The organism is Streptomyces sp. NPDC003327 (assembly GCF_053589515.1).
Genome location: NZ_JBSFSA010000028.1, coordinates 27,006 through 49,287 on the forward strand (window position 1 = coordinate 27,006; position 22,282 = coordinate 49,287).

At 73.6% G+C, this 22,282-nt stretch carries 22 protein-coding genes, 1 tRNA gene and 1 pseudogene; 16 read left to right on the forward strand and 8 right to left on the reverse strand.

Going from position 1 to position 22,282, the window contains the following annotated elements; genetic code table 11:
* Positions 1–49 precede the first annotated feature (49 nt).
* Positions 50–123 (forward strand) — tRNA-Ala (locus ACWDVG_RS20915).
* Positions 124–354: 231 nt separating this feature from the next.
* On the opposite strand, the gene ACWDVG_RS20920 is transcribed toward ACWDVG_RS20915, so the two are convergent.
* Positions 355–834 (reverse strand): GNAT family N-acetyltransferase, encoded by a 480-nt coding sequence (locus ACWDVG_RS20920; protein WP_451700798.1) that lies wholly within the window; start codon positions 832–834, stop codon positions 355–357.
* A 50-nt stretch (positions 835–884) separates the two neighbouring features.
* Between ACWDVG_RS20920 and ACWDVG_RS20925 the strand changes: the two genes are divergently transcribed.
* On the forward strand, positions 885–1,688 hold the full coding sequence (locus ACWDVG_RS20925; RefSeq protein WP_451700799.1) for an exodeoxyribonuclease III: 804 nt from the start codon (positions 885–887) through the stop codon (positions 1,686–1,688).
* Positions 1,689–1,706: 18 nt separating this feature from the next.
* Here the strand turns inward: ACWDVG_RS20925 and ACWDVG_RS20930 are convergent, their stop codons facing one another.
* Complete coding sequence (locus ACWDVG_RS20930; RefSeq protein WP_451700861.1) at positions 1,707–2,348, reverse strand: MerR family transcriptional regulator; 642 nt, start codon at positions 2,346–2,348, stop codon at positions 1,707–1,709.
* Between the two features lie 202 nt (positions 2,349–2,550).
* Here ACWDVG_RS20930 and ACWDVG_RS20935 point away from each other — a divergent pair, with 202 nt between their 5' ends.
* The 5 genes from ACWDVG_RS20935 (at position 2,551) to ACWDVG_RS20955 (ending at position 6,889) form a co-directional block, all read left to right on the forward strand.
* On the forward strand, positions 2,551–4,080 hold the full coding sequence (locus ACWDVG_RS20935; RefSeq protein ID WP_451700801.1) for a flavin-containing monooxygenase: 1,530 nt from the start codon (positions 2,551–2,553) through the stop codon (positions 4,078–4,080).
* A complete protein-coding gene (locus ACWDVG_RS20940) occupies positions 4,077–4,985 on the forward strand; it encodes an alpha/beta fold hydrolase (protein WP_451700802.1) in 909 nt (302 codons plus the stop codon). Before ACWDVG_RS20935 ends, ACWDVG_RS20940 begins: the two co-directional genes overlap by 4 nt.
* The gene (locus tag ACWDVG_RS20945) at positions 4,982–5,863 is read left to right on the forward strand and encodes an SDR family oxidoreductase (protein ID WP_451700803.1); all 882 of its coding nucleotides are present in this window, start codon (positions 4,982–4,984) and stop codon (positions 5,861–5,863) included. Before ACWDVG_RS20940 ends, ACWDVG_RS20945 begins: the two co-directional genes overlap by 4 nt.
* Before the next feature lie 132 nt (positions 5,864–5,995).
* Positions 5,996–6,193 (forward strand): hypothetical protein, encoded by a 198-nt coding sequence (locus ACWDVG_RS20950; protein WP_451700804.1) that lies wholly within the window; start codon positions 5,996–5,998, stop codon positions 6,191–6,193.
* Positions 6,194–6,388: 195 nt separating this feature from the next.
* Positions 6,389–6,889: a GNAT family N-acetyltransferase gene (locus tag ACWDVG_RS20955; protein ID WP_451700805.1), complete on the forward strand. Its 501-nt coding sequence runs from the start codon at positions 6,389–6,391 to the stop codon at positions 6,887–6,889.
* Here ACWDVG_RS20955 and ACWDVG_RS20960 read toward each other — a convergent pair.
* Positions 6,859–10,176 (reverse strand): S41 family peptidase, encoded by a 3,318-nt coding sequence (locus ACWDVG_RS20960; protein ID WP_451700806.1) that lies wholly within the window; start codon positions 10,174–10,176, stop codon positions 6,859–6,861. The two genes, ACWDVG_RS20955 and ACWDVG_RS20960, sit on opposite strands and share 31 nt — an antisense overlap.
* 209 nt (positions 10,177–10,385) lie before the next feature.
* On the opposite strand from ACWDVG_RS20960, the gene ACWDVG_RS20965 reads away from it, so the two are divergent.
* Together ACWDVG_RS20965 and ACWDVG_RS20970 are read left to right on the forward strand one after the other, a co-directional pair.
* Positions 10,386–10,958: a TetR/AcrR family transcriptional regulator gene (locus ACWDVG_RS20965; protein WP_451700807.1), complete on the forward strand. Its 573-nt coding sequence runs from the start codon at positions 10,386–10,388 to the stop codon at positions 10,956–10,958.
* 172 nt (positions 10,959–11,130) lie between these two features.
* On the forward strand, positions 11,131–13,386 hold the full coding sequence (locus ACWDVG_RS20970) for an MMPL family transporter (protein WP_451700808.1): 2,256 nt from the start codon (positions 11,131–11,133) through the stop codon (positions 13,384–13,386).
* A 110-nt stretch (positions 13,387–13,496) separates the two neighbouring features.
* Here ACWDVG_RS20970 and ACWDVG_RS20975 read toward each other — a convergent pair whose 3' ends face one another.
* Positions 13,497–14,018 (reverse strand): SsgA family sporulation/cell division regulator, encoded by a 522-nt coding sequence (locus ACWDVG_RS20975; RefSeq protein ID WP_451700809.1) that lies wholly within the window; start codon positions 14,016–14,018, stop codon positions 13,497–13,499.
* 178 nt (positions 14,019–14,196) lie between these two features.
* On the opposite strand from ACWDVG_RS20975, the gene ACWDVG_RS20980 reads away from it, so the two are divergent.
* The 5 genes from ACWDVG_RS20980 (at position 14,197) to ACWDVG_RS21000 (ending at position 18,471) form a co-directional block, all read left to right on the forward strand.
* Positions 14,197–15,231 carry an energy-coupling factor ABC transporter permease gene (locus tag ACWDVG_RS20980; RefSeq protein WP_451700811.1) on the forward strand — a complete coding sequence of 345 codons (1,035 nt, stop codon included), beginning with the start codon at positions 14,197–14,199 and terminating at the stop codon, positions 15,229–15,231.
* A 1-nt stretch (position 15,232) separates the two neighbouring features.
* On the forward strand, positions 15,233–15,994 hold the full coding sequence (gene cbiQ / locus ACWDVG_RS20985) for a cobalt ECF transporter T component CbiQ (protein WP_451700812.1): 762 nt from the start codon (positions 15,233–15,235) through the stop codon (positions 15,992–15,994).
* Positions 15,982–16,749 carry an energy-coupling factor ABC transporter ATP-binding protein gene (locus ACWDVG_RS20990; protein ID WP_451700813.1) on the forward strand — a complete coding sequence of 256 codons (768 nt, stop codon included), beginning with the start codon at positions 15,982–15,984 and terminating at the stop codon, positions 16,747–16,749. The genes cbiQ and ACWDVG_RS20990 overlap by 13 nt, the downstream gene beginning before the upstream one ends.
* Before the next feature lie 4 nt (positions 16,750–16,753).
* Positions 16,754–18,043 (forward strand): serine hydrolase domain-containing protein, encoded by a 1,290-nt coding sequence (locus ACWDVG_RS20995; protein ID WP_451700814.1) that lies wholly within the window; start codon positions 16,754–16,756, stop codon positions 18,041–18,043.
* Positions 18,044–18,129: 86 nt separating this feature from the next.
* Positions 18,130–18,471, forward strand: a complete 342-nt coding sequence (locus ACWDVG_RS21000; RefSeq protein ID WP_451700815.1) for an ATP-binding protein — start codon at positions 18,130–18,132, stop codon at positions 18,469–18,471.
* A gap of 89 nt (positions 18,472–18,560) precedes the next feature.
* Here ACWDVG_RS21000 and ACWDVG_RS21005 read toward each other — a convergent pair whose 3' ends face one another.
* Together ACWDVG_RS21005 and ACWDVG_RS21010 are read right to left on the reverse strand one after the other, a co-directional pair.
* Positions 18,561–18,791 carry a helix-turn-helix domain-containing protein gene (locus ACWDVG_RS21005; protein WP_451700816.1) on the reverse strand — a complete coding sequence of 77 codons (231 nt, stop codon included), beginning with the start codon at positions 18,789–18,791 and terminating at the stop codon, positions 18,561–18,563.
* Positions 18,791–19,267 (reverse strand): DUF2975 domain-containing protein, encoded by a 477-nt coding sequence (locus ACWDVG_RS21010; protein ID WP_451700817.1) that lies wholly within the window; start codon positions 19,265–19,267, stop codon positions 18,791–18,793. The genes ACWDVG_RS21005 and ACWDVG_RS21010 overlap by 1 nt, the downstream gene beginning before the upstream one ends.
* 89 nt (positions 19,268–19,356) lie before the next feature.
* Between ACWDVG_RS21010 and ACWDVG_RS21015 the strand changes: the two genes are divergently transcribed.
* A complete protein-coding gene (locus ACWDVG_RS21015) occupies positions 19,357–20,130 on the forward strand; it encodes an SDR family NAD(P)-dependent oxidoreductase (RefSeq protein WP_451700819.1) in 774 nt (257 codons plus the stop codon).
* 150 nt (positions 20,131–20,280) lie between these two features.
* On the forward strand, positions 20,281–20,436 hold the full coding sequence (locus tag ACWDVG_RS21020) for a hypothetical protein (RefSeq protein ID WP_451700820.1): 156 nt from the start codon (positions 20,281–20,283) through the stop codon (positions 20,434–20,436).
* A 38-nt stretch (positions 20,437–20,474) separates the two neighbouring features.
* On the opposite strand, the pseudogene ACWDVG_RS21025 reads toward ACWDVG_RS21020, so the two are convergent.
* Positions 20,475–20,570 (reverse strand): annotated as a pseudogene (locus tag ACWDVG_RS21025) (YbaK/EbsC family protein); the annotation flags it as partial.
* Between the two features lie 4 nt (positions 20,571–20,574).
* Positions 20,575–22,233, reverse strand: a complete 1,659-nt coding sequence (locus tag ACWDVG_RS21030) for a penicillin-binding transpeptidase domain-containing protein (protein WP_451700822.1) — start codon at positions 22,231–22,233, stop codon at positions 20,575–20,577.
* Between the last annotated feature and the right edge of the window lie 49 nt (positions 22,234–22,282).

The following is a 22,282-nucleotide window of genomic DNA, read 5'->3' on the forward strand; positions in this document are numbered from 1 at the left end:
GCGATTTTTGTTCTCGCCGATCGGGATGCTAATGTTTCACACGTCGCAAGGGCCTGTGGCGCAGTCTGGTAGCGCACCTCGTTCGCATCGAGGGGGTCTGGGGTTCAAATCCCCACAGGTCCACAGACACTGGGAATCCCGCCCGATCGAAAGATCGGGCGGGATTTCCGCTTTTCCGTGCGATCGACTCGACCGCGAGCGCGCCAACGCCTCCACCGCGCAGGGCGGTCCGATCCGGTGCCCGCGCATCCAGCCCCTCATGGCCTGCAACTGGGAGGGGACGGGCTCCTTCGACCCACGGCGCGGTGCTGCCGAGGGGCGGCACAAGAAGCCCTTCACCATGCCCGTCTTCCGTCAGGTCAGCGACTTCGCGTAGCAGCGGCTGTTGGGGTAGTCCCGGTAGTGGCCGAACTTGCGGCAGGGCGCGTACCCCGACGACTCGTAGAGGGCGATCGCCTCCGGCTGGGCGATGCCCGTCTCCAGGACCATGCGGGTGCGGCCCGCGGCGCGGGCGTCGTCCTCCAGGACGGCGAGGATGCGGCGCGCCAGGCCCAGGCCGCGGGCCTCGGGGACCACGTACATGCGCTTGAGTTCGGCGTCGCCGTCCGCGTAGCCCTGGTCGTTCTCGTCCTGGGTGCGCCAGCCGCCGGTGGCGACGGGCACCCCCAGGGGGTCGTACGCCAGGAGGTAGAGGCCGAGCGGCGGTACGAACATCGACGCGTCCAGCGGTGTGACGTCGCCCTCGTCGCCGTAGCGGGCGGCGTACTCCAGTTGCACCGCGTCGTTGAGTTTCACCGCGTCGGGGTGGTCATAGGGCGTGGGCTGGATGTTCATGCGATGTATCGTACATGTATGCATGCGCCGGGTGTCGGTATCCTCCCCGGATGCTCACTGTGACCAGCGTGAATGTCAATGGCCTCCGCGCCGCCGCGAAGAAGGGCTTCGTCGAGTGGCTGGCGGGCACCTCGGCCGACGCCGTCTGTCTGCAGGAGGTGCGCGCCGAGGAGGCCCAGCTGCCCGCGGAGGTGCGGGCGCCCGAGGGCTGGTTCGCCGTGCACGCGCCCGCCGCGGCCAAGGGGCGCGCCGGGGTGTCCCTCTACACGCGGCGTGAGCCCGACGCCGTCCGCGTCGGCTTCGGCTCGACCGAGTTCGACGGCAGCGGCCGGTACGTCGAGGCCGACCTGCCCGGTGTCACCGTCGCCAGCCTCTACCTGCCCTCCGGCGAGGTCGGCACCGAGCGCCAGGACGAGAAGTACCGGTTCATGTCCGCCTTCCTGCCGTACCTGAAGGAGCTGCGGGAGCGCGCCGCCGCCGACGGGCGCGAGGTCGTCGTCTGCGGCGACTGGAACATCGCCCACCACGAGGCCGACCTCAAGAACTGGAAGAGCAACCGGAAGAACGCCGGCTTCCTGCCCGAGGAGCGGGAGTGGCTCACCCGGGTCCTCGCGGAGGGCGACGGCGGATACGTCGACGTCGTCCGCGCCCTCCACCCGGAGCAGGAGGGGCCGTACACCTGGTGGTCCTACCGCGGCCGCGCCTTCGACAACGACAGCGGCTGGCGCATCGACTACCAAATCGCCACGCCCGGCCTCGCGGCCAGGGCCGTGAAGGCGTACGTGGAGCGTGCCGCGACCCATGCCGAGCGGTGGAGCGACCACGCGCCCGTGACCGCCGTCTACGGGCTGTAGAAGCGCGGGCCCGTCCGCTCACCCTGCCGTGGAGGGGTCCCGCGGGGTGGGGCTGAGGTGGCGGTCGAGGGCCATCGACAGTTCGGCTTCGACCACGCTCTTCGCGAGGGGGCGCAGGCGCTGGAGGTCGTCCGCGCTCGCGTGGGTGCGGAGGAGGTCGGCGAACAGGCCCGCGAGGGCGTCGGCGTGTTCGCGGACGCGGGCGCCGGCCTTCAGAACCTCGGCGAGGGGGACGCCCTCGCGGACGAGGGCGGCGGAGACGTCGAGCAGCCGGCGGCTGATGTGGACGATCTCCTCGCCGTCGGTGACGACGTAGCCGAGGTCCAGCGCGGCGGCGAGGTTCTCCGGGGTGACCTCGCCCGCGAAGTGGTCGGCCAGCTCCTCGGGGGTGAGGCGGACCGGCTCCTCCTCGGAGGGGGCGGGGAGCGCGAGGACCTCGCGGACGCCCCGGCCGCTCTCGAAGGCGGCGGTGAGGTCGGCGATGCCGTTCAGGGTGTGCCCGCGCTCCAGGAGGGCGGCGATGGTGCGCAGCCGGGCCAGGTGCTGCTCGTCGTACCAGGCGATGCGGCCCTCGCGGCGGGGCGGCGGGACGAGGCCGCGCTCGCGGTAGAAGCGCAGGGTGCGCACGGTGATGCCGGCCGCGGCGGCCAGTTCGTCCATGCGGTACTCGCGTGCGCCCGCGTGCGGTGCGGGTGCCTCGTCCGGTGCGGTTCCTGATCCTTCTGCCACACCCGCCAGCCTATGTTGTACCGCCGGTAACTTTCCCTCGCCGTACCCCTACCGCTCGGTATGGAGCTGCTCTACAGTCCCGACTGTGCCAGTGATTGCTGGCGGAATCTTGGCCGGGCGCACGGGAGGCGGCATGGCGAAGCACGAGCACGTACGGGTGGCGGTGATCGGATCGGGGTTCGGCGGCATCGGCGCCGCCGTCCGGCTGCGCCGCGAGGGGAACACCGACTTCGTCGTCCTGGAGCGGGCCGACTCCGTGGGCGGCGCCTGGCGCGACAACAGCTACCCCGGCTGCGCCTGCGACGTCCCCTCCCACCTCTACTCCTTCTCCTTCGCGCCCAACCCGGACTGGCCCCGCACCTTCTCCGGCCAGCGCCACATCCGGGCCTACCTGGAGCACGTCACCGACACCTTCGGCATCCGCCCCCACCTGCGCCTCAACCACGAGATGCTGCGGATGCGGTGGGACGCGGAGGCGCTGCGCTGGGAGATCGAGACCAGTGGCGGCCGCTTCACCGCCGACGTCGTCGTCTCCGCCGGCGGGCCGCTCTCCGACCCGCAGATCCCCGACATCCCCGGCCTCGCCGACTTCCCCGGGAAGGTCTTCCACTCGGCCCGCTGGGACCACGACTACGACCTGCGCGGCAAGCGCGTCGCCATGGTCGGCACCGGCGCCTCCGCCATCCAGATCGTGCCCGAGATCCAGCGCGAGGTCGGGCGGCTCACCCTCTTCCAGCGCACGCCCCCGTGGGTCATGCCCCGCATGGACCGCGCGATCAGCGGCGTCGAGCGCCGGCTCCACCGCGCGCTGCCCGCCACGGCCACCCTGCGCCGCGGCATCCTCTGGGGCATCCGCGAACTCCAGGTCGGCGCCTTCACCAAGCACCCGAACGAACTCGGCCTCGTCGAGAAGCTCGCCAGGGCGAACATCGCCCGGTCCATCAAGGACCCGGAGCTGCGGGCCAAGCTGACGCCCTCGTACCGCATCGGCTGCAAGCGGATCCTGCTCTCCAACACGTACTACCCGGCGCTCGCCCGGCCCAACGTCGACGTCGTCGCCGCAGGGCTCCGCGAGGTCCGCGGCTCGACCGTCGTCGCCGCCGACGGCACCGAGGCCGAGGTCGACGCGATCGTCTTCGGCACCGGCTTCCACGTCACCGACATCCCGATCGCCGAGCGGGTCGTCGGCGCCGAGGGGCAGACGCTCGCCGAGTCCTGGAAGGACGGCGTCCAGGTGCTGCGCGGGGCCACGGCCGGCGGCTTCCCCAACCTGATGATGATCATCGGGCCCAACACCGGCCTCGGGAACTCCTCCATGATCCTCATGATCGAGTCCCAGCTGAACTACATGGCCGACTACCTCCGCCAGCTCGACGTCCTCGGCGGCCGCGCCGCCCTCGCCGTCCGCCCCTCCGCCGTCGGCGCCTGGAACCGCAAGGTCCAGTCCCGGATGGAGCGGACCGTGTGGAAGTCCGGCGGCTGCAACAGCTGGTACCTCGACGCGCACGGCCGCAACACCACCCTGTGGCCGGGGACGACGGCGGAGTTCCGGCGCGAGACCCGGCGCGTCGACCTCTCCGAGTACGAGGTGATCCGCGCCCCCAGGACCCGGACCGTGGAGGCGCGCACGCCGTCCACCCGCACCAAGGAGTCGACCGCGTGACCCTCCACGGACTCGCCGCGCCCCGCGAGCTGACCGCCGTCTCCGCCGACGGCTCCCGCCTCCACGTCGAGGTGTACGGCCCCGACGGCGCGCCCGCCGTCGTCCTCGCCCACGGCTGGACCTGCTCCACCGCCTTCTGGGCCGAGCAGATACGGGCGCTCGCCGTCGACCACCGGGTCGTCGCCTACGACCAGCGCGGCCACGGCCGTTCCCCGGTCCCCGGCCCCGGCGGCTACTCGACGACCGCCCTCGCCGACGACCTGGAGGCCGTCCTCACCGCCACCCTCGGCCCCGGCGAACGGGCCGTCCTGGCCGGGCACTCCATGGGCGGCATGACCGTCATGGCGGCTGCCGGACGGCCCGCCGTCCGGCAGCACGCCGCCGCGGTCCTGCTCTGCTCCACCGGGCCGAACCGGCTGCTCGACGAGGCCACCGTCGTCCCGCTCGGCCCGGGCGGACTGCGCAGCCGGCTGACCCGCGCCGTCCTCGGCGCCAAGGCACCGCTCGGGCCCGTCACGCCCCTGTCGAAGAAGATCCTCAAGTACGCGACGATGGGCCCCGGTTCGGCCCCCGAGCGGGTCGACACCTGTGCCCGCATCGTGCACGCCTGCCCCCGCACCTCCCGGTACGGCTGGTCGCAGGTCCTGGCGGGGCTCGACCTCGACGCGGGGCTGCGGCAGCTGCGGCTCCCCGTCGCCGTGCTCGTCGGCACCGCCGACCGGCTCACGCCGCCCGTCCACTCCCGTGCCATGGCGGAGGCGCTGCCGCACTGCACGGGCCTCGTCGAACTGGCCGGCATGGGCCACATGACCCCGGTGGAGGCCCCGGAGGCCGTCACCGCGCAGATCCGCGAACTGACCCTCACGTACCTGGGCGTGAAGGAGAACGAGGAGGCAGAGGCATGAGCAGGGTGAGCCTGGAGGGGCAGGTCGCGGTCGTCACCGGAGCCGCCCGCGGCGTCGGGGAGCTCCTCGCCCGCAAGCTGTCCGCCCGCGGCGCGAGGATCGCGCTCGTCGGCCTGGAACCGGAGCGGCTGAAGGAGGTCGCCGGGCAGCTGCGCACCGAGGCCGACTGGTGGCACGCCGACGTCACCGACCACGAGGCGATGGCCCGGGTCGCGGCCGAGGTGAAGGAACGGTTCGGGAAGGTCGACGTCGTCGTCGCCAACGCGGGCGTCGCGGCCGGCGGACCGTTCGTGAACTCCGACCCGGTCGCCTGGCGGCGGGTCATCGAGGTCAACCTCGTCGGCGGCGCCGTCACCGGCCGGGCCTTCCTGCCCGTCCTGATGGAGTCCCGCGGCTACTTCCTCCAGATCGCCTCGCTCGCCGCGATCACCCCCGCCCCGATGATGACCGCCTACTGCGCCTCCAAGTCGGGCGTCGAGGCCTTCGCGCACAGCCTGCGCGCCGAGGTCGCGTACAAGGGCGTGAAGGTCGGCGTCGGCTACCTCTCCTGGACCGACACCGACATGGTGCGGGGCGCCGACCAGGACGACGTGATGAAGGAGCTGCGGCAGCGGCTCCCGTGGCCGGCGAACCGCACGTACCCCCTCGACCCGGCCGTCGACCGGATCGTGGCCGGCATCGAGCGGCGCTCCGCCCACGTCTACGCGCAGTGGTGGCTGCGCGGGATGCAGTCGGTGCGCGGCTACCTGCCCGGCATCATCGCGACCGTCGGCAAGCGCGAGGTCGCGCGGTTCGAGCCGCGGCTCTCCACGGTCTCCAAGGGGCTGGTGGGCGCGGGCGGCGCGGCGGACGAGCAGGCGCGGAAGGAGAGCGCCTGACCTGCACCCTTCCCCTGTCCGATACGTACCGTAATCGGTCGACATGCGGAGAGTGTCCGCGCGTGCCAAGCTGGTCTCAGCCCAGGGGCAGAACGCCCCGCTTCCCGACTCACCCTTCTAGGAGTGAACTTCATGGGCATGCGAGACCAGATCAAGGACAAGGCCGGTCAGGCCAAGGAGCAGGCGAAGCAGGCCATGGGCCACGCGAAGGACGAGGCGTCCGAGCGCGCCTCCCAGTCGCGCGAGCGCTCCGGCGAGACGACGGACCGGGCCAAGCAGGAGGCCCGTGAGCGCATGGAGCGCGAGCGCAACCGCGACCGCCAGGCCTGAGCCTTCGGCTCACGCCGCCTTGAGGAAGGCGCACCCGGGACGCCGGGTGCGCCTTCCGCACGTCCGGACCCGGGGATCCCACGCCGCACGCACGTCGTACGCACGCCGGACCCACGGCCTGCGCACTCGAACGTCCCGGCATCATGGCTCATAAGTCGCGCGCGTCCGGCGGCCGATCTTCGTACGGTGAGCGCCATGGCCGTACTTGAGCGACTCCGACCCGACCACGCCTCCGCCCTGCTCGTCTTCGAGCGGGAGAACCGGGGCTTCTTCGCCGCACGCGTGCCCGACCGGGGGGACGCCTACTTCGAGGAGTTCGACGCCCGGCACCGGGAGCTGATCGAGGCGCAGGACGCGGGGGAGATCCACTTCCACGTGCTGGTCGCCGAGGACGGCGAGATCGTCGGCCGGATCAACCTGCTGAACGTGGACCCCAGGACGGGCAGTGCCGAACTCGGCTACCGGCTCGCCGAGAAGGCGACCGGCCGCGGCTTCGCCACCCTGGGCGTACGGGAGGTGTGCCGGCTGGCCGTCGCGGAGTACGGGCTCAGCCGGCTGACCGCCTTCGTGACCGTCGGCAACGACGCGTCGAGCGCCGTGCTCGCCCGCGCCGGGTTCGGGGCGGTGGGCGGCGTGACGCTCGACGACGGCGAGCGGGCCACCGCCTACGAGCTGGACCTCGCGCTGGCGTCCTGAGCGCCGTTCGCCCGGGGCGGCAGCTTCGGGCGGGCGTTGTCCGGGACGTCCTCGTAGCCCGGGGGACTCGCCGCCGGGGTCTTCTCCAGCAGCGCGAGGGCGATGTGGACGGCGTCGTCGAGCTGGGCGTGCCGTCCCTCGGCCCAGTCGAGCGGGGTGCGGATGACGGCGACGTCCGGCTCGACCCCGCGGTTCTCGATGGACCAGCCGTACTCCGGGAACCAGGCCGCGTTCATCGGGACCGTGATCTGGGTGCCGTCGCCGAGGCGGTGGCGGCCGGTCATGCCGACGACACCGCCCCAGGTGCGCAGGCCCACGACCGGGCCGAGGCCGAGGAGCTTGAACGCGGCGGTGATCATGTCGCCGTCGGAGGAGGTGGCCTCGTCGGCGAGGGCGACGACGGGGCCGCGCGGGGCGTTGGAGGCGTACGAGACGGGCTGCGCGTTCCGGGTGAGGTCCCAGCCCAGGATCTTGCGGGTCAGCTTCTCGACGACCAGCTCGCTGATGTGGCCGCCCGCGTTGCCGCGCACGTCGACGATGAGGGCCGGGCGCGAGACCTCCATGCGCAGGTCGCGGTTGAACTGGGCCCAGCCGGAGCCGCCCATGTCGGGGATGTGGAGGTAGCCGCAGCGGCCGCCGCTGACCTCCCGGACGACCGCGCGCCGCTTGGCGACCCAGTCCTGGTAGCGCAGGGGCCGTTCGTCGACGAGCGGGACGACGGCGACGCGCCGGGAGCGGCCCTCGCCCTCGGCGGGGACGAAGGTCAGCTCGACGGTGGTGCCGCCGGTCCCGGCGAGCAGCGGGTACGGCCCGGCGACGGGGTCCACGGGCCGCCCGTCGACGTGGGTGAGCACGGCGCCGGGCCGGATGCCGGTGCCGGCGAGGGGGGAGCGGGCCTTGGAGTCGGACGAGTCGCCGGGCAGGATCCGCTTGACCATCCAACCCTCTTCGCGTGGAACGAAGTTGGCGCCGAGCAGGCCCTGCGGCCGCTGGTAGTGCGGCGGTCCCTCGTTGCGGCGGGCGGGCGTCACGTACGCGTGGGAGGTGGCCAGTTCGCCCATGACCTCGCGCAGCAGGTCGGCGAACTCGTCGGGCGAGGCGACCCGTTCGACGAGCGGCCGGTACTGGTCGAGGACGGCCGTCCAGTCGACGCCGCCCATGCCGGGCTCCCAGAAGTAGGCGCGGACGATCCGGCCGGCCTCGTCGAAGGCCTGCCGCCACTCGGCGCCCGGCTCGACGTCGTGGAGGATGCGCCGCAGGTCGAGGTAGACGGTGGAGTCGCCGTCGCCGGGCTCGGTGGCGGGCACGGCCCGCAGCTCGCCCTCGTCGACGACGACGAGCCGGGAACCGTCGCCGCTGACCGCGAACCAGTCGAGGTCCTTGAGGAGTTCGCTGCGGCGGGCCTTGGTGATCGAGAAGTGCTCCAGGGTGGGGCGGCCCGAGGTGTCCGCCGGGTTGGCGAACGTCTCGCCGAGCGCGCCGGAGATCGGCCAGCGCAACCACACCAGGCCGCCGCCGCTGACGGGGTGCAGCGCCGAGTACTTGGAGGCGGCGACCGGGAAGGGGGTGACCCGGTCCGGGAGGCCCTCGACCTCCACGGTGACCGTGCCGTCGCCGCTCTCCGCCTCGTCGTCGGCCGGATCGAGGCCGCCGGCCGCGGGCCGCCCGTCGGGGAGCAGCGCGAAGGGGGACGGCGTGGCGGAGGAGAGCGGTACGAGGTAGGGGCGGCAGCCCAGCGGGAACGACAGGTCGCCGGTGTGCACGTCGTACACCGGGTCGAAGCCGCGCCAGGAGAGGAAGGCGAGGTAGCGGCCGTCGCGCGTGAAGACGGGGTTCTCGTCCTCGAAGCGGCCGTTGGTGACGTCGACGACGGTCCGGGTGCCCGGGCCGGAGATGCGGGCCATCTTGATGGAGCGCAGGGAGCGGCCGATGCCGGGGTGGGACCAGGTGAGCCAGCAGCCGTCGGGGGAGAACGCCAGGTCGCGGACGGGCCCGTTGACGGACCGGATCAGCTCGGTGACCTCGCCGTTGGACTCCTCGGTCGCGTCGATGAGGAGCAGTCGGCCGTCGTGGGAGGCGATGGCGAGGCGCTCGCCCTCCGGGTCGGAGACCAGTTCCTCGACGCGGCCGAGTTCGCCCGGGGCGAGCCGCCGCGGGGGCCGGTCGCCGGTGGCGCGCGGCAGGGAGGCGACCTCGATGGCGTCCTCGCCGTCGGCGTCGGTGACGTACGCGATCTGCCCGCCGCTGCCGAGCATCTCGGGGAGCCGGACGCGGACGCCGGGGGTGTCGGTGATGGCGCGGGCGGGGCCGTCGCGGTGGGTCAGCCAGTAGAGGCTGCCGCGGACGGAGACGGCGCTGGCCCGGCCGGTCTCGTCGACGGAGAGCGCGTCGACGTGGTGGGCGGCCGGCACCTGGTACGGGCGGCGGCCGGCGCGCTGCCCCCCGAGGCGTACGTCGAGCCTGCGGGGCCGGGAGTCGGCGGTCAGCTCGTCGACGATCCACAGCTCGCCCGCGCACTGGTAGACGACGCGGCGCCCGTCGCTGGAGGCGTGCCGGGCGTAGAAGGCGTCGTGGTCGGTGTGGCGGCGCAGGTCGGTGCCGTCGGGCAGGCAGGAGTAGAGGTTGCCGATGCCCTCGTGGTCGGAGAGGAAGGCGATCCGGCCGTCGACGAACATGGGCGCGTCGAGCTGCCCGTCCAGGCCTTCGAGGAGCCGCTCGCCGTGCAGCCAGAGGCGGCCGGTGGCGCCGCCGCGGTAGCGCTTCCAGGCGGCGGGCTCGTGCGGCGGGCGGCCGGTGAGGAGCAGGGTGCGGCGGTCCCCGCCGGGCCGGTCGGCGCAGGCGATGTCGCTGACGGGCCCCCAGGGCAGGCGGGCGCCGGGGGAGCCGTCGGTGGGGACCCGGTAGGCCCAGGAGAAGTACGAGAAGGGCTGGCCGTGCGAGGAGACGGCGAGGATGTCGGAGCGGCCGTCCTTGTCGGGGGGCGTCCAGGAGCAGACGCGGGTGTCGGTGGAGCCCCAGTGGGTCAGCCGCCGGGCGGGACCGCCGTCGACGGGGACGAGGTGGATCTCGGGGTCGAGGCTGCGCCAGTTCGTGTAGGCGATGTGGCGGCCGTCGGGGGAGAAGCGCGGGTGGCCGACCCGGGTGCGGTCGACGGTGAGCCGCCACGCTCTGCCGGGCCGGTCGCCCTCGGGGACGAGGGGGGCGATCCACAGGTCGTCCTCGGCGGTGAAGCACAGCAGGTCGTCGTGGAGGTGCGGGAAACGGAGGTAGGCCACGTCGTCGCTCACCTCCTCATGCTTTCCGCGCGGAGGGGCCGCGGCAACTCGTACGTACATGCGGGCGTCTTCGGGTGGGGGGCGTCTTCGTGCGGGGGCGCGGTACGGCACCGGTGCGGCGGGGATGTGGCCCAGGACACGTACGAAACGGTTTCGTTTCGCTGAGCGGATGGGTATCGTCGAGGTGTACGACACCGTTTCGATCGGATCGGAGACCGGTCATGGCACGCAGCAGACTCACCCCCGAGCGTGAGTCCGAGCTGTACGAAGCCGTGCTCGACCTCCTCCGCGAGGTCGGCTACGACGCCCTCACCATGGATGCCGTCGCCGCCCGCACCCACTCCAGCAAGGCCACCCTCTACCGCCAGTGGGGGAGCAAGCCCCAGCTCGTCGCCAAGGCCCTGCGCCACGGCAAGCCGGTCAGTCTCGCCGAGATCGACACCGGCTCGCTCCGCGGCGACTTCCGGGCGCTGATGGAGCGGACCGACGACTGCCAGATGGAGAAGGACTCCGCGCTGATGCGGGGCCTGGCCCATGCCGTCCACGAGAACCCCGACCTGCACCAGGCGCTGCGCGAGCTGCTCATCGAACCCGAGATGAACGGCCTCGACGAGGTGCTCACGCGTGCGGTCCGCAGAGGTGAGATCGCCGCCGACAACCCGGCGCTGAAGCTCGTCCCGCACATGCTGATCGGCGCGTTCGTCGCCCGTCCCCTGATCGACGACCAACCGGTCGACCACGCGTTCCTCAGCACCTACCTCGACGCCGTCGTGCTCCCCTCACTCGGCGTCTGAGGCCCCGCCGCCGCGCCCCCGCGCGGCACCCGCCCACCCACGGCACCCCGCACCACCCGCACGACCACCCGCACCACCCGCACGACCACCCGCACCACCTGACTGCGCACCGCTCACGCCGTCGGGCCGGCTCCCCACGCCCTTGTCCCACCCACACCGGGAGTACGCACCCGTGGCCACCTTCCTTTACAAGCTCGGCCGCTCCGCCTTTCGGCGCCGGCGGCTCGTCGCCCTCCTCTGGGTGGCGCTCCTGGCGATCGCCGGAGTCGGCGCCGCCACCGCGCCCGTAGCGACCTCCAGCTCCTTCTCGATACCCGGCACCGAGGCCCAGCGCGCCTTCGACCTCCTCGAGGAGCGCTTCCCCGGCGCCGCCGCCGACGGCGCCACCGCGCGCGTCGTCTTCAAGGCCCCGGCCGGCGAGAAGATGACCGACGCCGGCCACAAGGCCGTCGTCGAGGAGACCGTCGCCGCCCTGAAGTCCGGCTCCGACCAGATCGCGCAGGTCACCGACCCGTACACCGGGCGCGCGGTCTCCGCCGACGGCTCGACCGCCTACGTCTCCGTGACGTACGAGGTCAACGCGATGGAGCTGACCGACGAGACCCGCGAGGCCCTCAAGCAGGCCGGGCACGGCGCGCAGGGCCAGGGGCTGACCGTCGAGGTCGGCGGCGACGCCCTCCAGACCATGCCGGAGTCCGGCACCAGCGAGGCGATCGGCGTCGTCATCGCCGGCATCGTGCTCGTCCTGACCTTCGGCTCGCTCGTCGCCGCCGGACTGCCGCTGATCACCGCGCTCATCGGTGTCGGCATCGGCGTCTCGACGATCACCGCGCTCGCCAACGTCCTGGACCTCGGCTCCACCACCTCCACCCTCGCGATGATGATCGGCCTCGCCGTCGGCATCGACTACGCGCTCTTCATCGTCTCCCGCTACCGCGCGGAGCTCGCCGAGGGCCGGACGAAGGAGGAGGCCGCCGGGCGCGCCACCGGCACCGCCGGTTCCGCGGTCGTCTTCGCCGGACTCACCGTCGTCATCGCCCTGGTCGGCCTGGCCGTGGTCAACATCCCGATGCTGACGAAGATGGGCTTCGCCGCCGCCGGAACCGTCGTGATCGCGGTCCTCATCGCGCTCACCCTCATCCCGGCCCTGCTGGGCTTCGCCGGTGACAAGGTCATCGGCCGCAAGCAGCGCAAGAGCAAGGCCGCGACGGACTCCGCGGGTGCGGCCCCGGCTTCGGCGTCCGCTTCGGCCCCGGCCCCGGCGTCCGCTTCGGCGAAGGCCGGCGACACCAAGGACGGCAAGGCGAACGCGGGCACCCGCTGGGCCCGGTTCGTCATCCGCCGCCCGCTGATGGTGCTGGTCGTCGGTGTCCTCGGCCTCGGCGCGATGGCCGTGCCCGTCGCCTCCCTGGAGATGGGCCTCCCGGACGACGGCGCGAAGCCGACCTCCACCTCCGAGCGCCGGGCGTACGACCTGCTGTCCGAGGGCTTCGGCCCCGGCTTCAACGGCCCCCTGCTCGTCGTCGTCGACGGCGACAAGGCCACCGCCGACCGCACCGTCGACACGATCAAGGGCCTCGAAGGCTTCGCGGCCGTCACCCCGGCCACCCCGAACAAGGCCGGCGACGCCGCCATGATCACCGTGGTCCCGAAGGACCGGCCGTCCTCCGCCGCCACCGAGCAGCTCGTCCACGACATCCGCGAGGCCACCGGCGACGAGGTCCTCGTCAGCGGCGCCACCGCGATGAACATCGACTTCTCGCAGAAGATGAACGACGCCCTGGTGCCCTACCTGGCCCTCGTCGTCGGCCTCGCCTTCGTCCTGCTCACCCTGGTCTTCCGCTCGATCCTGGTCCCGCTCAAGGCGGCCCTCGGCTTCCTGCTCTCGGTCGTCGCGGCCCTCGGCGCGGTCGTCGCGGTCTTCCAGTGGGGCTGGCTGGGCGGCCTGTTCGGCGTCGAGCAGACCGGCCCGATCATGTCGATGATGCCGATCTTCATGGTGGGCGTCGTCTTCGGCCTCGCGATGGACTACGAGGTCTTCCTCGTCACCCGCATGCGCGAGGCCTACGTCCACGGGGAGCGCCCCGGCGAGGCGATCGTGACCGGCTTCCGGCACAGCGCCCGGGTGGTCACCGCCGCCGCCGTGATCATGATCGCGGTCTTCGCCGGCTTCATCGGCATGGATGACCAGATGGTCAAGATGATCGGCTTCGGCCTCGCCGTCGCCGTCCTCTTCGACGCCTTCGTCGTCCGCATGGCGATCGTCCCGGCCGTGCTCGCCCTGCTCGGCCACAAGGCCTGGTGGTTGCCGAAGTGGCTCGACCGCGTCCTGCCCAACGTGGACGTCGAGGGCGAGGGCCTGGCCGCGCACGACGACCGCGGCGGCCGCGGCCCGCAGGGCCGGAAGCCGGAGCTCGCCAAGGCCTGACGCGCTCCTCCATGACCCCGGGGCTGCCCCTGAGCGGGGGGTGCGCCCCGGACCGCGCCGGAATCCGTGGGGACGGGGAGCCGACGCGGCCGTACGCCGTCGGCGTGACGTCACTGTCGCGCCGACGGCGTACGTGCGTTCCGGGAGGGTACGGGGTGGGTGGCGGCGGCCCCGGCGACGGGCTCGGCGCCGGACCCGGCGGCAGGCTTGGCGGCGTACGTGTGACGGAGGAAGCGGGTCAGGGCCGTGGTGTCGAACTGCACGACGTCGACGCCGTCCCGGCCGTGGAACTCCACGACGGTCTGCACCCGCCCGCACGGCCAGACGCCGACGTCGCCGCGGCGCGCCGGGGCACGGAGCCCGGTCTCCAGGAGGGAGCGGGGGAAGGACCACTCGACGCCGCCGGGGAAGACGAAACGGACCGTGGGGGGAGAGAAACCGGGATCGAAACGGAGGGCGACGGGTACGGGGCGGGTGAGCGGGGCGTCACTCACGACGCGGCCGCGGGCGTGGTCCTCGATCCGGCCTTCCGTCCGGCCCTCGATCCGGTCCTGGATCCGGCCCTCGGTCCGGCCCTCGCCCTCGGTCCGGCCGGCGGGGTGGTCGGCCTCGTGGCCGTCGGCGGAGTCCATCGGAGAGCCCCTCACGTTTAGTCCCATTAACTACCAATGTTCCACTCCTTCCCGGCGTCCGCGAGGCCCAAGCGCCGCCGCGGTGTCGCGCGCGCCACGTCCGGGGGCGGTTTCGGAGGCCGTCCTGTGATCCGGACGCTCTTGCAAGCTGTTTGCAGGAGCGTTCATCATTCAGGGCGTGCATGTACCTGACGGATTCATCAACGCCCCCGTATCGGCCGCCGCCGGTGTCGTCGCCGCCGGCGCCGTCGCCGTCGCCCTGCGCGGGGCCCGCCGCGAGCTCGACGAACGGGCGGCCCCGCTGGCCGGCCTCGTCGCCGCCTTCGTCTTCGCGGTCCAGATGCTGAACTTCCCGGTCGCCGCCGGGACCAGCGGCCACCTCCTCGGCGGCGCGCTCGCCGCGATCCTCGTCGGCCCCTGGACCGGCGTCCTCTGCATCGCGGTCGTCCTGCTCATGCAGGGCGTCCTCTTCGCCGACGGAGGCCTCACCGCCCTCGGCGTGAACATCACCGTCATGGGCGTCGTCACCGTCGTCGTCGCGTACGCGCTCTTCCGCGGCCTCGTGCTCGTCCTGCCCCGCACCCGCCGCTCGCTGACCGCGGCCTCCTTCGTCGCCGCGCTCGTCTCCGTCCCGGCCTCGGCCGCCGCCTTCACCCTGCTCTACGCGATCGGCGGCACCACCGACGTCCCCGTGGGCAAGGTCCTCACCGCCATGCTCGGCGTCCACGTCCTCATCGGCGTGGGCGAGGCCGTCATCACCATGCTCACCGTCGGCGCGGTCGTCGCCGTCCGCCCCGACCTCGTGTACGGCGCCCGCGGCCTCACCGCCCCGCTCAAGCTCCGCGTCGACGGCGAACTCGTCGACGCCGCGCCCGCGGCGGCGCCCGCGACCGCCCCGGCCACCCGCTCCCCGAAGAAGCTGTGGCTCGGCGGTCTCGTCACCGCCCTCGTCCTCGCCGGGTTCGTCTCCTTCTACGCCTCCGCCAGCCCCGACGGCCTGGAGAAGGTCGCCGCCGACCAGGGCATCGACAGACACGTCGAGGAGCACGCCGCCGCCGGCTCCCCGCTCGCCGACTACGGCGTCGAGGGCGTCGAGACCGCACGCCTCTCCGGCGGCCTCGCGGGCGTCATCGGCGTGGGCGCCACCCTCGCCGTCGGCACCGGGGCCTTCTGGGCCGTACGCCGCCGCAAGACCGCCGCCGCGGAGGCCTGAGATGGGAGCGGGGCACTCCCACAAGCTCTACCGGCACGCGCACTCGCCGGTCCACGCGCTGCCCCCGCACACCAAGCTCGTCGCCGTCCTCGGCTTCGTCGTGGTCGTCGTCTCCACGCCCCGCGAGGCCGTCTGGGCCTTCGCGCTCTACGCCGCGCTCCTCGCGGCCGTGGCGGCGAAGGCCCGCGTCCCCGCCGGGTTCCTGCTGCGGCGGCTGCTCGTCGAGATCCCGTTCGTCGCGTTCGCGCTGCTCATGCCCTTCGTCGTCCCCGGCGAACAGACCACCGTCCTCGGCGTGACGGTCAGCGTCCCCGGCCTGTGGGGCGCCTGGAACGTCCTCGCCAAGGGCACCCTCGGCGTCGCCGCCTCAGTCCTCCTCGCCGCCACCACCGAGCTGCGCGCCCTCATCCTCGGGCTCCAGCGGCTGAGACTGCCGCCGCTGCTCGTCCAGATCGCCTCCTTCATGATCCGGTACGGCGACGTCATCACCGACGAGCTGCGCCGCATGTCCGTCGCCCGCCGCTCGCGCGGCTTCGAGGCGCGCGGCGTCCGCCACTGGGGCGTCCTCGCCAAGACCGCCGGGGCGCTCTTCATCCGCTCGTACGAGCGCGGCGAACGCGTCCACCTCGCCATGGTCAGCCGCGGCTACACCGGCACCGTGCCGGTGCTCGACGAGGTGACCGCCACCCGCGCGCAGTGGGCGCTCGCCGCCGCGCTGCCGCTCGCCGCACTGCCGATCTGCCTCCTGGGATGGACCCTGTGACCGACCCCGCCACCACCCCGCCCTCCCTCCAGGTCGCCGGCCTCGCCTACGCCTACCCCGACGGCCACCAGGCCCTCTTCGGCGTCGACCTCACCGTCGGACGCGGCGAGCGGGTCGCCCTCCTCGGCCCCAACGGCGCCGGCAAGACCACGCTCGTCCTCCACCTCAACGGCATCCTCACCGGCGGCGCGGGCACCGTCACCGTCGCCGGGCTCCCCGTCGGCAAGCGGCACATGGCCGAGATCCGCCGCAAGGTCGGCATCGTCTTCCAGGACCCCGACGACCAGCTCTTCATGCCGACCGTCCGCGAGGACGTGGCCTTCGGCCCGGCGGCCGCGGGGCTCCGCGGCGCCGAACTGGAAGCCGTCGTGCGGCGCGCCCTCGACCGGGTCGGCATGGCGGAGTTCGCCGACCGGCCCCCGCACCACCTCTCCTTCGGGCAGCGGCGCCGCGTCGCCGTCGCGACCGTCCTCGCCATGGAGCCCGAGATCCTCGTCCTCGACGAGCCGTCCTCCAACCTGGACCCGGCCTCCCGCCGCGAGCTCGCCGACATCCTGCGCTCCCTGGACGTCACCGTCCTCATGGTCACCCACGACCTCCCGTACGCCCTGGAACTCTGCCCGCGCGCGCTCGTCCTCAGCGAGGGCGTCATCGCCGCCGACGGCCCGACCGGCGAGATCCTCTGCGACGAGGAGCTGATGGCCCGGCACCGCCTGGAACTGCCCTTCGGCTTCGTCCCCGGTTCCGTCGCCTGAGACCATGGGTGGTCGAAAGCACGAGCGAGGAGCACAGGTGGACGTCCAGGGCACGGTGGCGGCGGGCTGGGAGCCGGTCAGGGACGCGTTCCTGCGCAACTTCGCGGAGCGCGGCGAGCGCGGCGCGGCGGTGGCCGTCCACCACGACGGCCGGCCGGTCGTCGACCTCTGGGCGGGCAGCCGCGACGTCGAGGGCGGCGCGCCCTGGACCGCTTCCACGGCCCAGGTCGTCCGCTCGGCCACCAAGGGCGTCGCCGCCGCGGTCCCGCTCCTGCTCCACCAGCGCGGACTGCTCGACCTGGACGCCCCCGTGGCCACGTACTGGCCCGAGTTCAAGGCGGCGGGCAAGGACCGCGTGACCGTACGGGACCTGCTCGCGCACCGCGCGGGCGTCCCCGTCCTCGACCGCCCCCTCACCCTCGCCGAGGCGACCGACCTCGCGACGGCCACCGCCGCCGTCGCCGCCCAGGCCCCCGCCTGGGAGCCCGGCACCGCCCACGGCTACCACGCCCACACCTTCAGCTGGCTGCTCTCCGGCCTCGTCCACCGCGTCACCGGCCGGACCATCGGCCGCTGGGTCGCCGACGAGATCGCCGGCCCGCTCGGCCTCGACCTGTGGATCGGCCTCCCCGGGACCGAGGCCCACCGCGTCGGCCGCCTCGGCCCGGTGGCGGAGGTCGAACCCGCCGGGAGCGGCGCGCTGCGGCTGCGTCCCAAGCGGTCGGTGACCGAGGCGTACGCCGACCCCTCGTCGCTCACCCGGCGCGCCTTCGCCGTCATCGACCCCACGCCCGACGAGAACGACCCCGCCTACTGCGGCGCCGAACTCCCCGGCTCGGCGGGCGTCGCCACGGCCCGCGCGCTCTCCCGCTTCTACGCGGCGACGTTGGGCCCGCTCGCGACGCCGGACCCGGGGGAGGGTTCCGCGTCCGTGCCGGGCTCCGCGGGGGGCTCGGGCGCCGCGACGGGCCGTCTCTTCGCGCCCGCCACGCTCACCCTCGCGCGTACGGAGGAGTCCGCCGGCCCCGACCGGGTGCTCGTCGTGGGCACCCGCTTCGGCCTCGGCCACATGCTCCACGGCCCGGCCTCCCCGCTCCTCGGCCCCACCTCCTTCGGCCACCCGGGCCGCGGCGGCTCCCTCGGCTTCGCCGACCCGGAGTCGGGCGTCGCCTTCGCGTACGTCACGAACGGCATGCGCAAGACGGTCACGGCCGACCCGCGCGCCCAGGCCCTGGTCCGGGCGGTCCGCGCGGCGCTCGACGGCCGGGAGCGCGGCGGGGAGCGCCGGGGCTGATCGTTTCCCCGGGGGCTCCTGCTCGTTGGCCACGGCAGGACGCGGGCCGGTGCCGACGCCGGCCCGGCCACGAGGAAGGAAACGCTGTGAACCGTAAGAACCTGGCCGCCGCCTTCGGAGCCCTGGCCGTCGCGGCCCTCGCGACCCCCGCCCAGGCGGCGGACCACCCCGACGCGGCCGCGGCGCTGGGCGCCGTGACCCAGGCCGTACCGGTCGAGGAGGCGGCGCAAACCCTGCCGGCGCCCGCGGGCGACGTGGTGGCCAAGGCCGCCCCGATGGTCGAGTCGGGCCTGACCACGGCCCAGCCGGTGGCCGGGCAGGCGCTGGACGCGAGCGGCTCGGCCGCGCACCTGCTCGGCGGCCTGCCCGTGAAGGGCCTGCCGACGGAGGCCCTGACCGGCCTGCCCGTCTCCGGCCTGCCCCTCTAGGGCCCTCCTGGGGAATCCGTAGGAACTTCCCAGGGAAGCTCCCGCGGGTAACCCCCCAGGGAAGCTCCCGCGGGGAACTCCCCCGGAGATCAGGCCTCCTCCCCGGCCTCGGACCCGTCCCCCTCCCACCGGAGCAGGTCGCCCGGCTGGCAGGCGAGGACCTCGCACAGGGCGGCGAGGGTGGTGAACCGCACCGCCTTCGCCCGGCCGTTCTTCAACACGGCCAGGTTGGCGGGCGTGATGCCGATCCGTTCCGCCAGCTCGCCCACGGACATCTTCCGCCGCGCGAGCATCACGTCGATGTCGACGACGATCGGCATCAGATCACCTCGTCGAGCTCGACCCGCATCCGGGTCGCCTGGGCCAGCAGCATCCGCAGGACCAGCACGATGAGCGCGACCCCGAGCAGCGCCAGACAGACCCCGCAGATCAGCAGCACGATCCCCGGCGCGACGGCCTCGCCCGGCGCGAGCAGCACCGCGACCGTGAACACCAGGATCGCGGCGGCCACGAACGCGCCGATCACCAGGTGCACGTACCGGAAGGCGCCGGGCGAGAACACGGTCCCGCGCCGCACCATCGTCACCAGCCGCCACACGGAGACGAGGACGACCTGGACGGTCACGAGACCCAGCAGGACGATCACGATCAGGGGCGTCCGCAGATGCGTCAGCTCCCCTCCCGGGCCGTCGAGATCGGCGGCGAGCAGCGGGACCATCACGGCCTGCACGAACACCGTCCCCGCGATCAGCCCACCCAGCACGGCGCGCAGCGCCCATACCGTCAGTTTTCCCACGACCCGTCCTCCATCTCTCGACCCTCGACAGGAATCTATCGAAAAACGATAGGTGGCGGCAAGGCGGGTTCGATGCTGAGATCGGGCCCATGGATCTCACGAGGCGATTCGACGACTACACGGCGCTCGTCACGGGCGCGGGGCGCGGCATCGGAGCGGCGACCGCGCGCCGCCTGGCGGCGGAGGGCGCGCGGGTCCTGGTCACCGACATCGACGAGGCGGCGGCCCGCGAGACGGCCGCCGCGCTCCCGGACGCCCGCTGGCTCCGCTGCGACGTCGGCGACCGGGAGTCGGTGGACGAGGCGATGGCGTACGCGGTACGGGAGTTCGGCGGCCTCGACGTCCTCGTCAACAACGCCTTCGCCCCCATCGACCCGGACCCGGACGCGGCCTGGCGGCGCCAGCTCGACGTCACCCTCATGGGCGCCGTCCACTGCTGCCGCGCGGCCCTCCCGCTCCTCGCCGGGGCCGGGGGCCGGGGCGCCGTCGTGACCATCGGCTCCGTCAACGCCGAGGCCGACTTCGGCGACCACGCCTACAGCGCCGCCAAGGCGGCCCTCGGCTCCCTCACCCGCACCCTGGCGGGCGAGGCGGCCCGGCACGGCGTCCGCGTCAACCAGATCAACCCCGGCACGATCGCCACGACCGCCTGGGCGGGCAGGGAACGCGCCCTCACCGCCCTGGCCGACCGCGCCTACCCCCTGGGCCGCGTCGGCACCCCCGAGGACATCGCCGCGGCCGTCGCCTTCCTCGCCTCCCGCGACGCCTGCTGGATCACCGGCACCACCCTGCGCGTGGACGGCGGCCTGCTCGCGGTGAACAGCCACTTCCGCGAGATCCTGGACGAGGAGGCGGACGCCTGACGGACGTCAGGGGGGCACGTGTGCGCGGGCGTACGTCCCCTTGGTGGAAGGCTGATCGTTTCAGCACCGGGTGTGCCGCGTGGCTCGGTGGCCGGGGGGCATTCGTGGCGTTACGTGGGATGTCCTTGCTGTCGATCTGAAGGAGGAATCGTGATCCGCAACGCCGTGCGCGTGGCCGCTTCCGTGTTCGCCGTCGCCGTCTGTGTCCTCGCGGGGGCCGGGGCCGCCGCCGCCGCGGAGGAGGAGTTCGTGGAGATCGAGCAGTCCAACGTGAGCGTGACGGTGAACTTCTCCGAACTCTGGTGATCCCGGCGGCCTGCCGGCCCGCGCGGGCCGGCGGGCCGTTACCGCTCGCGGACGTCCGCCACCGTCGCCCCCGCGTGGGTGACGAGTTCCTTCGGGGGGAGGGCGAAGACCGTGTGCGGGGCGCCGGGCGCCGACCGTTCAGCCCGCCTTCAGGACCCGCGCCACCACCGGGCCCGCCGCGTCGCCGCCGTGGCCGCCCGACTGGACGACGGCCGCGGCCGCCAGGTCGCCGGAGTAGCCCGTGAACCAGCTGTTCGACGTGGCCTGGTCGCCGACCTCGGCGGAGCCGGTCTTGGCGCCCTTCGGGGCCGGGACCCCGGCCATCGCCTCCGCCGCCGTGCCGCTGCCCCGGGTCGCCGCGCCCATCATGCGGCGCAGGCCCGAGGCGACCTCGTCGGGGAGCGGCGCGGCGGTGGCGAAGGGCCGGTCGTCGAGATCCCGCGCGACCAGGAACGGCTGGCGGAAGGTGCCGTCCTTCACGGTCGCGGAGAGCGAGGCGACGTTGAGGGCGCTCATCGTGATGCGGCCCTGCCCGATGTACGAGGCGGCGGTCTCGGTGCCCGACGACGCGGGCACGGAGCCGTCCGACGCGGCGACGCCCACGTTCCACTCGGCGCCGATGCCGAACCAGTCGCGGGCCGTGTCGCCGAGCGCGGTGTCGGCGAGCTCCTCGTCGTCGAGGGGCCGGACGGCCTTGATGAAGGCGGTGTTGCAGGAGCGGGCGAAGGCGTCGGTGAGCGTGCCGCCGTCGATGCGGAAGTCCTTGAGGTTGTGGACGGTGTAGCCGAACCACGTGACCGTCGGCGGGCAGGCCACCACGCTGCCGGGACCGGCGAGCCCGTGCCGCATCATCATCGCCGCGGTGACGATCTTCATCGTCGAGCCGGGCGCCTGCCGCCCCTCGAAGGCGGCGTTGAACCCCTGCGCGGGGCTGTTCGCCACGGCCCGTATCGCGCCCGTCGAGGGCTCGACGGCGACCACCGACGCCGAGCCGTACGCCTTCACGGCCTTCTCCGCCGCCGCCTGCACCTCGGGGTCGATCGTGGTCCTGAGCATGCCGGGCCGGCCCTTCTTCAGGACCAGGAGCGTCGTGTCGGGCACCGAGCCGCTGCCCGACTCGATCCACGTCGCGACACCGGTCTCGCCGCCCGCCTTCGCGCCGTACCGCTCGCGGAGCCGGGCGAGGACCGGCCCGAGCGAGGGGTACGTCTCCGCCGACAACTCCACCCCGTTCCGGTCGACGGCCTTGACGGACGCGGACTCCGGGACGCCCGTCCGCAGCGTGCCGCCCGCCGCGAGGTCCGGGTGCAGGACGCCCGGCCGCCACTGCACCAGCGGCCGGCCGGTCGTGGCGCCCCGCACGACCGTGAGCTTCGACGCGTACGTCCAGGGCTTCGACACGCCCTCGTACGTGACGGTGGCCCGCACCGTGAACGGCACCGTCGGCCCGGTCGCCGCCCCCGGTGTGATCTCGGCCGCCGACACGGAGGCCCCGGTCCGGTAGGCGGCCACCGCGGGCCCCGCCGCGACCGGGTCGTTCGTCAACTGGGCGGCCCGGTCGGACTCCCCGGCCGCCCACGCCGCCAGGAAGGCCTCGGCGGTGGCGGTGACCTCGTCGCCGGTCACCGGCCCGCTCCCCGGGGCACCCACGCCCCCCGGCGCCCCCGCGCTTCGCGTACCGACGGAGCTCTCCCCGCCGGTGATCCCGTTCCAGAGGTTGTAGCCCCCGTAGCCGACCCCGCTCGCCACGACGACGAACACGCCCCCGACGATCGTTCCCTTGACTCCCCCGCGCATGACGGCGCTCCCCTCCCCAGGTGGAGCCAGCAGTCAAACACCCGTCACA